At 70.8% G+C, this 14,655-nt stretch carries 12 protein-coding genes; 4 read left to right on the top strand and 8 right to left on the bottom strand.

Annotated features, from left to right (window positions below):
* Positions 1-29 precede the first annotated feature (29 nt).
* From AB0M88_RS21365 to AB0M88_RS21330, 8 genes are read right to left on the bottom strand one after another with little or no spacing between them, the layout of a single operon-like run.
* Positions 30-1,310, bottom strand: a complete 1,281-nt coding sequence (locus AB0M88_RS21365; RefSeq protein WP_364104660.1) for an enolase C-terminal domain-like protein — start codon at positions 1,308-1,310, stop codon at positions 30-32.
* A complete protein-coding gene (locus AB0M88_RS21360) occupies positions 1,307-2,134 on the bottom strand; it encodes an amidohydrolase family protein (protein ID WP_364104657.1) in 828 nt (275 codons plus the stop codon). Before AB0M88_RS21360 ends, AB0M88_RS21365 begins: the two co-directional genes overlap by 4 nt.
* The gene (locus AB0M88_RS21355; RefSeq protein WP_364104655.1) at positions 2,131-3,090 is read right to left on the bottom strand and encodes an aldo/keto reductase; all 960 of its coding nucleotides are present in this window, start codon (positions 3,088-3,090) and stop codon (positions 2,131-2,133) included. The genes AB0M88_RS21360 and AB0M88_RS21355 overlap by 4 nt, the downstream gene beginning before the upstream one ends.
* Positions 3,087-4,601, bottom strand: a complete 1,515-nt coding sequence (locus tag AB0M88_RS21350) for a sugar ABC transporter ATP-binding protein (RefSeq protein ID WP_364104652.1) — start codon at positions 4,599-4,601, stop codon at positions 3,087-3,089. Before AB0M88_RS21350 ends, AB0M88_RS21355 begins: the two co-directional genes overlap by 4 nt.
* On the bottom strand, positions 4,601-5,707 hold the full coding sequence (locus AB0M88_RS21345; RefSeq protein ID WP_364104649.1) for an ABC transporter permease: 1,107 nt from the start codon (positions 5,705-5,707) through the stop codon (positions 4,601-4,603). The genes AB0M88_RS21350 and AB0M88_RS21345 overlap by 1 nt, the downstream gene beginning before the upstream one ends.
* Positions 5,704-6,759, bottom strand: a complete 1,056-nt coding sequence (locus AB0M88_RS21340; protein WP_364104646.1) for an ABC transporter permease — start codon at positions 6,757-6,759, stop codon at positions 5,704-5,706. The genes AB0M88_RS21345 and AB0M88_RS21340 overlap by 4 nt, the downstream gene beginning before the upstream one ends.
* A complete protein-coding gene (locus AB0M88_RS21335) occupies positions 6,756-7,841 on the bottom strand; it encodes a mandelate racemase/muconate lactonizing enzyme family protein (protein ID WP_364104643.1) in 1,086 nt (361 codons plus the stop codon). The genes AB0M88_RS21340 and AB0M88_RS21335 overlap by 4 nt, the downstream gene beginning before the upstream one ends.
* A gap of 8 nt (positions 7,842-7,849) precedes the next feature.
* A complete protein-coding gene (locus AB0M88_RS21330) occupies positions 7,850-8,893 on the bottom strand; it encodes a substrate-binding domain-containing protein (protein ID WP_364104640.1) in 1,044 nt (347 codons plus the stop codon).
* Positions 8,894-8,997: 104 nt separating this feature from the next.
* Here AB0M88_RS21330 and AB0M88_RS21325 point away from each other — a divergent pair, with 104 nt between their 5' ends.
* The 4 genes from AB0M88_RS21325 to AB0M88_RS21310 all read left to right on the top strand — a co-directional run bounded on the left by AB0M88_RS21325 (position 8,998) and on the right by AB0M88_RS21310 (position 14,526).
* Positions 8,998-9,657: a GntR family transcriptional regulator gene (locus AB0M88_RS21325; RefSeq protein WP_364104637.1), complete on the top strand. Its 660-nt coding sequence runs from the start codon at positions 8,998-9,000 to the stop codon at positions 9,655-9,657.
* A 51-nt stretch (positions 9,658-9,708) separates the two neighbouring features.
* Entirely contained in the window at positions 9,709-11,943 is a 2,235-nt protein-coding gene (locus AB0M88_RS21320) for a glycoside hydrolase domain-containing protein (RefSeq protein ID WP_364104672.1), read from the top strand.
* Positions 11,940-13,226, top strand: coding sequence for a glycosyltransferase (locus AB0M88_RS21315; protein WP_364104634.1), 1,287 nt, complete (start codon positions 11,940-11,942; stop codon positions 13,224-13,226). The genes AB0M88_RS21320 and AB0M88_RS21315 overlap by 4 nt, the downstream gene beginning before the upstream one ends.
* 67 nt (positions 13,227-13,293) lie before the next feature.
* A complete protein-coding gene (locus tag AB0M88_RS21310; protein ID WP_364104631.1) occupies positions 13,294-14,526 on the top strand; it encodes an FxsB family cyclophane-forming radical SAM/SPASM peptide maturase in 1,233 nt (410 codons plus the stop codon).
* Positions 14,527-14,655: the final 129 nt, after the last annotated feature.

Raw genomic sequence — 14,655 nt, 5'->3', positions numbered from 1 at the left:
CAGTTCGCCGCCGGCGAGCGAGAGCCGGATCAGGCCCACGCGGGCCCGTCCGGAAACGCGTACTCGGCCAGCGACGCGGCTTTCATCTGGGCCGAGAAGCCGGGCGCGACCGGCGCCTGGTAGCGCCCGTCCCGGATCACGACCGGGTCGACGAAGTGCTCGTGCAGATGGTCGACGTACTCGATCATGCGGTCGTCGAGGCGGCCCGACACCGCCGCGTAGTCGAACAGGGACAGATGCTGCACCAGCTCGCACAGGCCGACCCCGCCGGCGTGGGGGCAGACCGGCTTGCCGAACTTGGCCGCCAGCAGCATGATCGCCAGGTTTTCGTTGACCCCGGCGACCCGGCACGCGTCGATCTGCACGACGTCGATCGCGTCGGCCTGGAGCAGCTGCTTGAAGATGATCCGGTTCTGCACGTGCTCGCCGGTCGCCACGCGGATGCCGGCCGGCTGCAGGGCCCGCCGGATCGCCGCGTGCCCGAGCACGTCGTCTGGGCTGGTCGGCTCCTCGATCCAGTAGGGGCGGCCGGGGGCGAGCGCGGTCATCCAGTCGATCGCCGCCCCGACGTCCCAGCGCTGGTTGGCGTCGACCGCGATGCGTACGTCGTCGCCGACCGCCGACCGGGCGAGCCGCAGCCGGCGCAGGTCGTCGTCGCGGTCGGCGCCGACCTTCAGTTTGATCAGTGCGAAGCCGTCGGCGACCGCCGCCTTGGCCAGCCGCACCAGCTTCTCGTCCGAGTAGCCCAGCCAGCCCGCCGATGTGGTATATGCCGGGTATCCGGACTGGGACAGGAAGTCGATCCGGTCGGACATGCCGGGCCGGGCGGCGTCCAGCAGGTCGAGCGCTTCGGCCGGGGTCAGAGCATCACTCAGGTAGCGCCAGTCGATCATGTCCACGATCTGAGACGGGGGCAGCGAGGTCAGGAACCGCCACACCGGCTGCCCGGCCCGGCGGGCCGCCATGTCCCAGGCCGCGTTGATCAGGGCGGCCGCGGCCAGTTGCATGACCCCCTTCTCCGGCCCGAGCCACCGAATCTGCGAGTCATGCGTCAGCCGACGGGCGAAATCCCCCAGATCGTCGACATCGGCACCGATCACCAACGGAGCCAGGGACAAGATCGCCGCCCGCGCGACCTCGTTGCCCCGCCCGATGGTGAAGGTGAAGCCGTGCCCCTCGGAGCCGTCCGAGGCGCGCAGCACGACGTACGCCGCGGAGTAGTCGGGGTCCGGGTTCATGGCGTCCGAGCCGTCCAGCTCGCGCGAGGTGGGGAACCGGACGTCGTGCGTCTCGACCGCGACGATCCTCACATGATCTCCAGGTGATAGGTGCGAATGGCGGTGCCGCCGAACACGTCCGGATCCGAACCGCCCAGCACATCTGTTATGACCGACTTGATCTGTGGATAGCTCGACGCGAGCTCGACCACCGGCCAGTCCGATCCCCACATGAGTCGCCGGGGGCCGAACAAGGAAACGGCAGCGTCCACATAGGGCGCGAGGTCGGCGGGCTTCCACGACGACCAGGAAGCCTCGGTGACCAGGCCGGACACCTTGGTGACCACGTTCGGCAGCGCTGCGACCGGCCGCATCGAGGAGACCCACGAGGCCAGATCCCCGCCGGCGATCGGCGGCTTGCCCAGGTGGTCGAGCACGAAGGTCGACGACGGCAGCGAGGCGATCGCGCGGGCCACCGACGGCAGCTGCGACGCCCGCACCACGAGTTCGTTGACCAGCCCGGCCGAGGCGACGACGGCCAGCCCCTCCCGCACGTCGGGCCGGTCGAGAAACGTGTCGTCCTCGCCCTGCACCTGGTCGCGGATCCCGACCAGAAGCCGGCCACCCGGCTCGGCCCGATGCCGCTCGAGCTGGGCACCGAGGGACGGAGACGTCAGCGAGGCCCAGCCGACCACTCCGGCGATCTCGGGCGCCGACGAAGCCAGAGCGAGAAACGACGTGGTCTCGGAGGAAGCCCCGAGACCACCCTCGACCAGAACGGTCCGGTCAACCCCGGCCGCCCGAAGGAGCGGCCGCAGATCCGACAGGGTGTAGTCGCGCCGAATCGGGGCCAGAGCCGGATCGGCCAGCCAGGCGTAGTCGGCGGTCCAGAAATGGTGATGCGCGTCAATGATCATGCGAGCAGCCCCGCGGCCCGCAGATCATCCCAAAGTGCCGAAGGAATCGACATCGAAGCCATCTCCACCGCGTCCGCCACCTCAACCGGAGACCGTGCGCCGACCAGCACGCACGTCACCGCCGGATGCGTCATCGGGAACTGGATCGCGGCTGCCCGCAACGGCACCCCATGGGAGGAACAGACTTCCTCAATCGCCAGCGCCCGCTCGACCAGCGCCGCCGGCGCCCGGCCGTAGTCGTAGGTCGAATCCGGTCGCGGATCGGCCAGAATCCCCGAATTGAAGACCCCGGCCGCGATCACCGACACGCCGAGCGAACGGCACAGCGGCAACAATTCGGCCCCCGCCGACTGGTCGAGCAACGTGTAGCGACCGGCGGCGAGAACCGAGTCCAGCATGCCGGTGCGCACGAACTCGATCAGCGACCTGGTCTGGTTCATGCCGACCGACACCCCGCCGATGCGGCCCTGATCGCGCAGCTCGACCAGCGCCGGCAGGGCCTCGGCGGCCGCCTGGGCGAAGAAATCATCGGGGTCGTGCACATGCAGCAGGTCGGCTCGGTCCAGGCCGAGGCGGGTCAGGCTTTCCGCGTACGACGTACGCACCCCGTCGGCCGAGAAGTCGAACACCGGCATCAACTCGACCGGTTCAGCCCAGATCCGCTGCCCATCCGTCCCGCCCGATCGCAGCAGCCGGCCGACCTTCGTCGACAGTGTGTAAGCCTCCCGCGGCTTGTCGCGCAGCACCGCCCCGGCCCGGGTCTCGGACAGCCCGTTGCCATAGAGCGGCGCCACGTCGAAGTAGCGGATGCCGAGCTCCCACGCCTTCTCGACGGTCGCCCGCGCCTGCTCTTCGCCGACCGGCGAATAGAGGCCGCCGATCGGGGCCAGCCCGAGCCCGAGCCGCGTCACCCGCACCCCGGTCGCCCCGATCGGCACAGTCTCGGTCACATTCATGAGGAAGCCTCCGCGTGCGTCTCGGCATGGATCATCCGGATGATCTGCTGACTCATCCGTGGGTAATCATGATCATTAGCCAGTTCGCCGACGATCCGGAGTTCGCTCATCACCGCGATCCGGTCGGCCAGCGCCACGGTCTCGGGCAGATCGGACGAGATCAGCAGCAGCGCCCGCCCGTCGGCCGCCAGCCCGGCGATCAGCTCGTGGAACGCCGCCTTGGTCCGCACGTCGATGCCGACCGTCGGCTCGTCGACGATGAGGATGTCGCACTCGGCGGCCAGCCACTTGGCCAGCGACACCTTCTGCTGGTTGCCGCCCGAGAGCTGCCCGGCCAGCTGCAGCGGGGAGGCGAGCCGGATGCCGAGGCTCTCCGCCCACTTGTCGGTCAGTTTGCGCTCGGACCGGTCGCTGACCAGCCCGGCCTTGGCCAGCCGCCGCCAGACGGTGACCGACACGTTGCGCGAGATCGGCTGCTCCAGGAACAGGCCCTCGTCCTTGCGGTCCTCGGTGACGTAGCCGAGCCGGTAGCGCCGCAGCGCATCACCGACGTTGCCGATCCGGGCCGGCCGCCCGTGGATCTCGACCGTTCCGCCGGTGATCCGTTCCAGTCCGAGGATCGCCTTCGCGAGCTCGCTGCGACCGGCGCCGACCAGGCCGTACAGCCCGAGGATCTCGCCGGGCCGCACCTCCAGCGAGATGTCCTGGTGGCCGATCGAGGTGGACACCCCGGCCAGGCGCAGCGCGGGCACGGCGGCGGTGTCCAGGGAACGGTCCGCGAGCTCGATCTTCTCGTACGCCCGCCCGACCATGAGGTCGACGATCTGCCCCTGGGTGAAGCCGGACAGGGCTTCCGCCTCGGCCACGCTGCGGCCGTCGCGCAGCACGGTGACCGTGTCGGCGACCGCGAAGACCTCCTCCAGCTTGTGGCTGACCAGCACCACGGCGTGACCGGAGTCGCGCAGCCGGCGGACCACCGTGTACAGCCGGTCGGCCTCGTCACCGGTCAGCGACGCGGTCGGCTCGTCGAGCAGCAGGATCTTGTTGTCGAGGCTGAGCGCCTTGGCGATCTCGACCAGCTGCCCCTGGGCGACCGACAGCTCGGACACCGGCACGTCCGGGTCGAGGTCGACCTCGAGCAGGCCGAGGCAGCGCCGCGCCTCCTCGCGCAGCCGCTTGCGGTCGACGACCCCGCGCTTGTGGGGCATGTGGTGGAGCGAGATGTTCTCGGCCACCGAGAACAGCGGGATCAGGTTGCGCTCCTGGTGCACCACGCCGATGCCGGCCGCCTGGGCGTCGGTCGGCCCGCCCAGGTGCAGCTCCTGCTCGTCGAGCAGGATCCGGCCGCCGTCCGGCTGGTAGACCCCGGTGAGGAGCTTGACCAGCGTGCTCTTGCCGGCGCCGTTCTCGCCGAGCAGGGCGTGCACGCTTCCCGGCTCGACCCGCAGGGTGGCGCCGTCGAGCGCGCGCACCCCGGGGAACGTCTTGACCAGCTTCTCCGCGACCAGCATCAGGAGGACCTCCCCGTCGTGTCCGTCGCCGGTCCAGCCGAGGAGGCCGGACCGGAGGAGGCCGGACCCGGCGGAGCCGTCGGCCCCGGCGAAGGGCCCGTGGTGCCGCGAGCCGGACGAGCCGGCGAGCTCTGCAACCGCTGGCGCACGGTCCCCAGCAGCACCGCGCCGAGGACGACCGCCCCGATGATCAGGTCGATCCAGCGCGGGTTGATGCCGAACTGCGCCTGCATGACGTCGACCAGGCGGACCAGGAACGCCGCCAGCAGCGTGCCGATCACACTGACCATGCCGCCGGTCAGCGCCACCCCGCCGATGATCGGCGCGGCGAAGCTGGGCAGCAGCAGGTCGTCGCCGATGCTCGAGTTGACCGAGCCGGAGGCGGCCACCGTGAGCACCGCGGCCACCCCGGCGAGCAGCCCCGACAGGGCGTGGGCGATGACCAGCGAGCGGTCGTTGGAGATGCCGGAGAGCCGGGCCGCGAACGGGCTGCCGCCGCTGGCCAGCAGCCGCCGCCCGCTGGTGGTGCGGCCGAAGAACCAGGCGACCAGGGCGGCCACCACCAGCGCGACCAGGAAGACCAGCGGCAGGCCGAGCAGGCTCTCCTGGCCGAAGCGGCGCAGCCCGGCCGAGTAGCCCTGGAACGTGTCGGGGCCGTTCACCCCGTACCGCAGACCCTGGATGATCGTCATCGTGGCCAGCGTGACGATGAAGCCGTTGATCCGGGTCACCACCACGAGCAGCCCGTTGACCACACCGGCGAGCAGGCCGACGGCGAGGGCTGCCAGCACCGCGAGCGGCGCCGGCAGCCCGGCCTTGATCATCAGCCAGGCCGCGACCATCGCGCAGAGGCCGGTCAGCGCGCCGACCGACAGGTTCATCTGGCCGACCGCGAGCACCACCATCTGGGACAGGCCGATCACGATCGGCACGGCCAGGAAGCGGAAGAACGCGCCCAGCGTGCCGGCCGAGAGCAGGTTGCCGCCGGTGGCGATGGCCAGGGCGATGAACCCGGCCAGCGCGACGACGGCGAGGGAGAGCTCCGGCGTACGCCAGAAGCGCGGGCTCGCGAAGCGGGACCGCAGCGCCGTGCTGTCGATGCTCACAGCTTGGCTCCTCGTCTCTCGGCGATGACATGTCGCACCCGGTCGAGCGACAGCGCAGCCAGCAGGACCAGTCCGATGTAGAGCTGAAGCTGGTCGAACTGGAACTGCAGCAGGTTGAGTCCCTTGTAGATGACCTGGGTGATGGTGGCGCCGAGCACTGTGCCGAGCACGCTCACCGCGCCGCCGGCCAGCAGCGTCCCGCCGAGCACCGGGGCCAGGAACGACGGCAGCAGGAACTGGTCGCCCAGGCTGGCCGAGAAGGCTCCGTTGTTGGCCGCCAGCAGGAAGCCGGCCAGCGCGGCGACCATGCCGGACAGCGCGTGGGCCTGGACGATCCGGTTCCTGGTCGGGATGCCGGACAGCTCGGCCGCCCGGATGTTCGACCCGGTCATCAGGATCTCGCGGCCGAGCCGGGAGAACCGGAAGAGCAACCCGACCAGCAACGCCGCCACCAGCGCGAACGGCACCACGAGCGGGATCCGCGGCCCGCACACGTCGCCCACGCAGTAGTCGGCGAACGTGTCGAAGCGCAGCGCGCCCATCCCGGCCGGCTGGTCGGGGAACGCCACCCCGTCGGTCACCGAGGTGTAGAGGATCGTGATGAGGCCGACCAGCGCGAAGTCCATGGCCAGCGTGACCACGAACGAGTTCACCCCGGTCCGCGAGACGATCAGCCCGGCCAGCGCGCCGAGCAGCGCACCCACGATCAGGCCGGTCAGCAGGCTCGGCACCAGCGAGAAGCCGAGCTTGTCGTGCACCAGGCCCATGGCGAACGCGCTGGTCGCCGCCATCCGGCCGACGGCCAGGTTCATGTGCCCGAGCGAGAGCACCATCAACTGGGCCAGCCCGACCACCAGATAGACGCTGATGTCGGACTGCAGCGGCACCAGCGTGAGCCGGGTGTCGAGGAAGGCCGGCCGCAGCGTGCTGAACAGCACGACCAGCAGGATCAGCAGCACGATCAGGCCGATCCGGGGGTTGGCCCAGAGCGGGATCCGGGCCACTTTCCGCGGCGTTTCCGAGGTCTTTTCGGGGGCCGTCGCCAGGCTCATAGAACCCTCCGGTCGTCGATCGCGTCCCGATCCCAGGCAATGCCCAGGCCTGGTGAGGAAGGGGCGAGCGCGCACCCGCCGGCGATGGTGATCTCGTCGCGGGTGATCGCCCGCAGCTGCGGGATGTGTTCGAGGTAGCGGCTGTTGGGCACCGCGCAGCAGAGGCTCACGTGCAGTTCCATCAGGAAGTGCGGGCAGACCGGCACGTTCGCCGCCTCGGCCAGGTGGGCCACCTTGAGCCACGGGGTGATGCCGCCGATGCGGGCCACGTCGACCTGCACGATGCCGGCGGCGCCGCGGTGAAGGTATTCGGCGAACTGGCCGATCGAGTACATCGACTCCCCGACCGCCACCGGGATCGTGGTGCCGGCCGCCAGCCTCTCGTGCCCGGCGACGTCCTCGGCCGGCAGTGGTTCCTCCAGCCAGTACGGGTCGTACGGCTCGAGCAGACGAGCCCGCCGCAACGCCTCGGCGGCCGTCAGCGACTGGTTGGCGTCGAGCATCACGTCGAAGTCGGGTCCGACCGCCTGCCGCACCGCGGCGACCCGCGCGGCATCGTCCGCGGGTGACCGGCCGATCTTCATCTTGATGCCCGGCCAGCCGGCGGCCTGGCTCGCCTTCGCGCCGGCGACCAGTTCGTCGGTGGTCAGCTGCAGCCAGCCCCCTTCGGTGTCGTAGAGCGGGATGCGGTCCTTGGCCCCGCCGGCGAGCACCCAGAGGGGCTCGCCGGCGTTCTTCGAGCGCCAGTCCCACAGCGCCGTGTCGACCGCGGCCAGCGCCAGCGAGGTGATGGCGCCGACCGTGGTCGCCTTCGTGGTCAGGAACAGCTCCCGCCAGATCGCCTCGACCCGGCGCGGGTCCTTTCCCGGCAGCCGGCCGAGCAGGTTGTCGCGCAGCAGCGACAGCACGGCCCCGCCGCCGGTGCCGATGGTGTAGCTGTAGCCGAGGCCGGAGCCGCCGTCGTCGGTGTGGATCTCGACGAAGACGGTCTCCTGCTTCACGAAGGTCTGCAGGGCGTCGGTGCGTACCGTCTCGACCGCGAGATCGACCAGGTACGCCTCGGCGTGGGTGATGACCGGCACTCGTACTCCTACTTGCAGACCAGGTATTGGCTGTCGAACGCCTTGCGCAGCTCGTCGGTCTTGGCCTGTCGCTCGGTGTCGTAGGTGTCGACGTTGGCCTTGGTGACCACGAACGATCCCGAGTCGATGACCACGCCCGACTGCGACATGGTGCATCCGCCGGCCAGCTTCATCAACGCGTACGACCCGACCGTGGCCTGGCCGACCGGGTTCTGGGTGACCGTGCCCGCGACCGCGCCGTCCTTGATTCCCTCCAGGATCGTCTTGTCGTCGTCGATCGCGATCACCTTGATCGGCAGCTTGGCCTGCTTGACGCCCTCGGCCGCCGCCACCGCCGGGTTGTACGCGGTGGTGACGATGCCGCTGATCTGCTTGCCCTTGGCCGCGAGCAGGTCGGCGACCGCCTTCTGCGCGCTCTGCAGGTCGGTGTCGATGTCGGTGACCGTCTGGATCACCTTGACCTTGCCGCCGGTCTCGTCGACCGCCTTCTGCACGCCGGCGATCCGGCGCTGGGTGTTGGAGTCGACCTTGTTGCCGGTCAGGTGGACCAGGGTGCCCGAGCCGCCGATCGCCTCGATCGCCGCCTTGGTCGCCTTGTAGGCCGCCTCGCCGACGTCGGTCGACAGGCAGAAGTCGGCCTTGTCGACGTCACCGGCCGGGCAGGAGGCGAGCGAGCCCACCGGGAAGCCCTGCCGCTTGAGATCCTCGAACGTGGAGTTGATGTTCTCCGGGGAGACGCCGAAGATGCCGAACGCGTTGTAGCCCTGCGCGGCCAGCGACTTGATGACGTCGTTCTGCTTGGTCTGGTCCCAGTTCGACGTCTCGTTGAAGGTGACGTCGCCGAGCTTGAACTCGGTCTTGACCGTCGCCGCCGCCGTCTTCCACGGCTGGAAGTAAGGGTGCGCGCCGCCGGGGATCAGCGCGATCTTGACCTGGTCGGGACCGCGGGTGTTGGCCGCGGCTTCGTCGTTATCGCTCTTCTTGGTGCAACCGGCGACCAAAAGAAGTAGAGCGGTCGCCGCGGTGCCGAGGCGGGTGAGGGGCCGCTTCATGCGCGACTTCCTTTCGGGGAGAAAAATCCTATAGGATCTTTCCTGGATGTGTACTAGTTCACAGGTACGGTCGTCAAGACACCGAGACGAAAAGAGCTGGAAACATGTCGCTGCCCCCGCTGAAGCGCTCCACGCTGGGTGACGACGTCTATCAGTCGCTGCGCGCGGCGGTGCTGGAACACACGCTGAGCCCGGGCGACCGGATGAACATCGACGCGCTCGCCCGCGAGCTCGACGTCTCCCCCACCCCGGTGCGCGAGGCGCTGGCCCGGCTCGAGTCCGAGGGCCTGGTCCGCAAGCGCCCCCTGGCCGGTTACACGGTCAGCCCGCTGCTCAGCCGGTCCGAGTTCGCCGACATGTTCGACATGCGCCTGCTGCTGGAGTGCGCGGCCGCCCGCTGGGCCGCCGAACGCGCCACCCCCGGTCAGCGCGCCACGCTGGTCACCGAGGCCGCCCGCACCATCCCGGCGAGCGACGACAAGTCCTGGCACTCGGCGTTCACCACGCTCGACGCGCACCTGCACGGCCTGGTCGCCGAGGCCGCGGCCAGCCCGCTGCTGGTCGACAGCATCACCCGGCTGCACGCACACCTCCACCTGCACCGGCGCTACTTCCCGTACGAGCAGACCGCCGTGACCACCCGGGAGCATCAGCGGATCGCCGCCGCGATCGACCGCAACGACCCCGACGAGGCCGAGGCGGCCATGCGCGCCCACCTCACCGAGGCCCGCGAGCGACACCTGGCGACCTTCGAGAACGAGTAATTTCACCTGCTCGAAACCATGGCGGGCCGGTGAGCTGATTACAGTCGCGCCATCCTCGACGACGTCAACCCCTTCATCGGAACCGCCGCCACCGACCTGCCCCGGGCGCGCGGTCTCGCCGCCACGTGGTGGTGGCCCAAGCCTCAGGTCGGCAACACCCACCCCGGCGCCACCTCGCCGCTCGGGATGGTCTCGGCCTGTGCCTACTCGGGGGCCTACCCGACCGGCTACGGCCGGTACGCCAAGAACACCGAGGGCGTGCCCGAGGAGATGTTCGACCGGCTCCAGGCGTCCGGCTTCACCCACTTCCAGCAGTCCGGCACCGGCGCCATCCGCAAGTACTACAACTACGTGCGGGTCACCCCGATGGTGCAGCCGCTCGACGACCTCGGCGCGTCCTGGCCGCTGACCGGCGAACTGGCCGAGGCGGGCTACTACGCGGCCACCCTCGGCACCGGGGTCCGCTGCGAGATCACGGTCGGCGCCAAGGTCGCCGTGCACCGGTACACCTTCCCCGAGCACCGCAACGCCCGGGTCGTGATCGACCTGTCGTGCGGCGGCCTCGCCATCGACCTCGGACGCACGGTCCCGCTGCGGGCCCAGGTCGAGAGCACCGGACCGGGCACCGCGCAGGGCACGGTGGTGATGGAGGGCGTGCCGCTCTCGGTCTACCTGGAGGCCGACACCCCCGGCTGGCGGCAGATGCTCTGGTACGACCGGCGCCTCATCCCGGGCGGCACCCGGCTCGACTTCGACAGCATCCGGCACACCACGTTGCGCCCGTTCGGCCTGCTCCTGATGGGCTCGGCCCGCGCCGGGCAGACGATCGAGGTGCGGCTCGGCTTCTCACTGCGCGGCCCCGAGCAGGCCCGGCGCAACCTCGAGCGCGAGTGCCTGCCCGGCCGGCCGGCGTTCGATCACGTGCGAGCGAACACCCAGTCCCGCTGGCGCGGGCAACTCCAGAAAATAAGCGTCGACGGCGGCACGACCAAGCGCCGCCAGGTCTTCGCGACGTCGCTCTACCACTCGCTGATCAAGCCGTGCGTGACCGACGACGAGAGCCCGTTCTGGCCCGGCAGCGGCCCGTACGCGTTCGACGTCTGCACGATGTGGGACATCTACAAGACCGAGCTGCCGCTGCTCGCCGCCATCGCCCCGGACCGGTTCCAGGACCTGCTCGAATCACTGATCCGGGTGTGCGAGGAGGAAGGAAACTTCCCGATCGGCTACCGGATGGCCCGCGGCGCCGACCGGTTCTTCCGCCAGGCCAGCGCCCTCGCCCACACGGCGCTGGCCGACGCCCACGCGTTGGGGAAGGCTCCGATCGACTGGAACTGGGCGCTCGTGCACATGGCCGACGACCTGCGCCGGATGTACGGCGAGGACTTCTTCGAGCACGGCCTGGTGCATCCGGTCACCCACACCCTCGACCTGGCGTACGCCCACCACTGCACCGCCCAGGTCGCCCGCGCGATGGGCGACCACCGCCTCGCCGACGACCTGGAACGCCGCGGCCGCTGGTGGGTCAACGCGTTCGACCCGGCCACCGGCCTGCTGCGCGACTCCGAGTACTACGAGGGCGGCAAGTGGAACTACTCGTTCCGCCTGGTCCACGACATGGCCGCCCGCATCGCCCTGGCCGGCGGCGACGACGCGTTCACCAGCATGCTCGACCGGTTCTTCGGCTACGGCGCCGACCCGGTCGTGCAACCGGGGCGCTGTCCCGATCCGGTGGAGATGGCGGCCGGCTACGCGCTCAACCGGTTCGAGGGACTCAACAACGAGCCGGACATGGAGGCACCCTGGGCCTATCACTGGGCGGGGCGCCCGGACCGTACGGCCGAGATCGTCCACTCGGCCCTGACCTGGCAGTTCGGCACCGGCCCGGGTGGACTCCCGGGCAACGACGACTCGGGCGGCCTCAGCTCCTGGTACGTCTGGGCGTCCCTCGGCCTGTTCCCGGTCGCCGGGCAGAACCTCTTCCTGATCAACGCGCCGGCCTTCGAACGGGCCGCGATCAACGTCGGCGACGCCGAGTTCGTCGTCGAGACCAGCGGGCACCGGGAGACCCCGATCGGCGTCGACGGGATCGACCGCGAACCGCCCCCGCTCTATGTCCAGTCGGCCACGTTGGACGGCCGGCCTCTGCTCACCACCCACCTGCGCGCCACCGATGTGCATCGCGGGGGCCGGTTGCACCTGCGGCTCGGCCCCGAGCCCTCCGCCTGGGGACGGCAGATCCGCCCGCCGTCCCTCTCCCTCGACCCAGCGAAGGACACCCGATGAGCTTTCCTGCCCGCCGCCTGGTGATCGCGGTCCGAGCGGACCCGGTCATCTGCGGCCACTCCGGCGAAGCCCGCAACCTGGCCGAGGTCGCCCTGACCCGCGGCTACGACGACGTTCGGCTGCTCACCTGGCCGCTTCCCGCGCTGCAGGCGGCCGGCCTGCCGCTCAAGCCGCTCGACCGGCTGCTCCCGTACAGCCCCGGCATCACCGTCGAGCGCCCCGACCCGGTCGGCGACTACCGCGTGCCGGACGGCCGCCACCTGGCCGGGCTCACCGGCCGCCTGGTCGAACTGCTCTCGGAGCCGGTCCCGACCACCTGCCTCTCGATGTATCTGGTGCCACACACCCAGGTCGTCGTCGACGCGGTCACCGCGGCCCGGGCGGCCGGTTTCGCGCCCCGGGTCCGCACGATCGCCAAGGCGGTCGGTTCCGACGTCACCAACGTGATCCGCAACTGCCTCCGCGAGGGCCACTTCGGCGCCGCGACGGCTCTGCTCACGACGTTCCTCGCCAACGACGAGGTGGTCGCGGTCTCCGCCTACACCCGCGACGAGATCATCGCCTCGGCGACCGAGGTCGACACCGCCTGCGGCACGAACTTCGCCGACCAGTGCCACCGCCGGGTCACCGTCAGCTACCCCCCGATCGACTCGTCGGCCTTCGTCGGCCTCGACGAGAACCGCGTCGATCAAGCCCTGGCCCGCCGCGGGCTTCGCCGCGACGGCTATCTGTTGTTCCTCTCCCGGGTCACCCGGGCCAAGGGGATCCAAGACCTGATCGAGGCGTACGCCCAGTCGCGCGCGCGTGGCACGGTGAAGCTCGTCGTGGCCGGCACCGGCCCGTCGCTGGCCGAGATGCAGGCCCGGGCCGCCGGCGACGACCGCGTCGTCTTCCTGACCGACGTCGACGACGACGAGAAGCCCCTGCTCATGCGCGGCTGCGCGGCGTACGCCCTGCCGACGCGCCCCGAGCCCGACTTCGTCGAGACCTTCGGCATCGCCCTGGCCGAGAAGATGCTGGCCGGCGGCGGCCCGGTCATCACCACCCTCACGGGCGGCACCGGCGAGGCCGTCGGCGACACCGCCCTCATCGTCGAACCGGGCGACGTGGCCGCCCTGACCGCCGCCCTCGACCACGCGGTCCTCACCCTCTCCGGCGCCGAGCGGCACCGGATGGAGCTCCGCGCCCGTACCCGTGCCTTGACCTTCGACCGCGAGACCGTCTTCGACGACCTGTTTCCGGACGACGACCTCCAGCGCGTCGTCGCGACGATCCCCTCCTAGCCCGCGCACGAGCTGACAGGCCTAGCATCGAGCGGCGCCGCCACGGCCAGGAAGGGATCGGATGCCCATGCCGCACCCTCGCCTGCTCCCGCTGATCGGCCGGCCGCCCGAATGGCCCGGCGAGGGGCTCGACGTCGCCCGGCTCCGCGCGCAGGGGTGGCGGCCGACCCCGTTCCGCGACGTCGTCCTGAAGGTTCACCAGCGCTGCAACCTGGCCTGCGACTACTGCTACGTCTACACGATGGCCGACCAGAGCTGGCGGGACCGGCCGCTGGTCATGTCGCGGGAGGTCTGGCGGGCCACCGCCGCCCGCATGCGGGAGCACGCCGACGCCCACGACCTACCCGGCATGCGCCTGGTTCTGCACGGCGGTGAGCCGCTGCTGGCCGGCCGGGAGCGGCTGGCCGAGCTGATCGGCGACTTCCGCGCGGTCTTCGACGGCAGCGGCCGGCACCTCGACATCCAGATGCAGACCAACGGCGTGCTGCTCGACGACGACCTGCTGGAGCTGTTCCGGCGGCACGGCCTGCGCGTCGGGGTCAGTCTGGACGGCCCGCCCGGGCAGAACGACCTGCGCCGCCGGACCGCCGACGGCCGAGGCAGTTCCGTGGCCGTCGATCGCGCGCTCCGCCGCCTGACCGGCCCCCGGTTCCGGGAGATCTTCGCCGGACTGCTCTGCGTCGTCGACCCGGCCGTCGACCCGATCGCCTGCTACGAGGCCCTGCTGGCCTACTCCCCGCCGGCGATCGACCTCCTGCTCCCGCACGCGAACTGGTCGTCACCGCCGGCGCCGGGCACCCCGCACGCGGACTGGCTGATCGCGGTCTTCGACCGGTGGTACGACGCGCCCCGCCAGGAGACCGGCGTCCGCCTGTTCGAGGACCTCCTCGCGCTGCTGCTGGGCGGTTCGAGCCGCTCCGAGCAGGTCGGGCTCAGCCCGGTGGCGGTCGTCGTGGTCGAGACCGACGGCACGCTCGAGCAGGTCGACTCGCTGAAGTCGGCCTACCAGGGCGCCGCCGCGACCGGCCTGTCGGTGGCCGCGCACCCGTTCGATGCCGCGCTCGACCACCCGGGGATCGTCGCCCGCCAGATCGGCGAGCTGGCGCTGGGCGAGACCTGCCGCTCCTGCCCGTCCCACCGGGTCTGCGGGGGCGGCCACTACGCGCACCGCTACCGCGCGGGCGAGGGCTTCCGGAACCCGTCGGTCTACTGCGCCGACATGCTGAAGCTGATCGCCCACGTCGCCGGCCGGGCCACCGCCGACCTCCAGCGCCTGGCCGAGCCCCCGCGCATTGACTGAACTCGATTGAAACCTCAGGATGGCGTCGATGCGCTTCGACGATGGAGGTGGCAGCATGGGCCGACGACTCCGGACACTTCTGGCGGTACTCGCGACAGCGGCGCTGGTCAGCACCACCGCGGCAGCTCC

The sequence above is a fragment of the Actinoplanes sp. NPDC051411 genome (assembly GCF_040682075.1).
GTDB lineage: Bacteria > Actinomycetota > Actinomycetes > Mycobacteriales > Micromonosporaceae > Actinoplanes.
The sequence above is the reverse complement of the archived record's forward strand: the minus strand, read 5'-3'. Positions and strand labels throughout refer to the sequence as shown.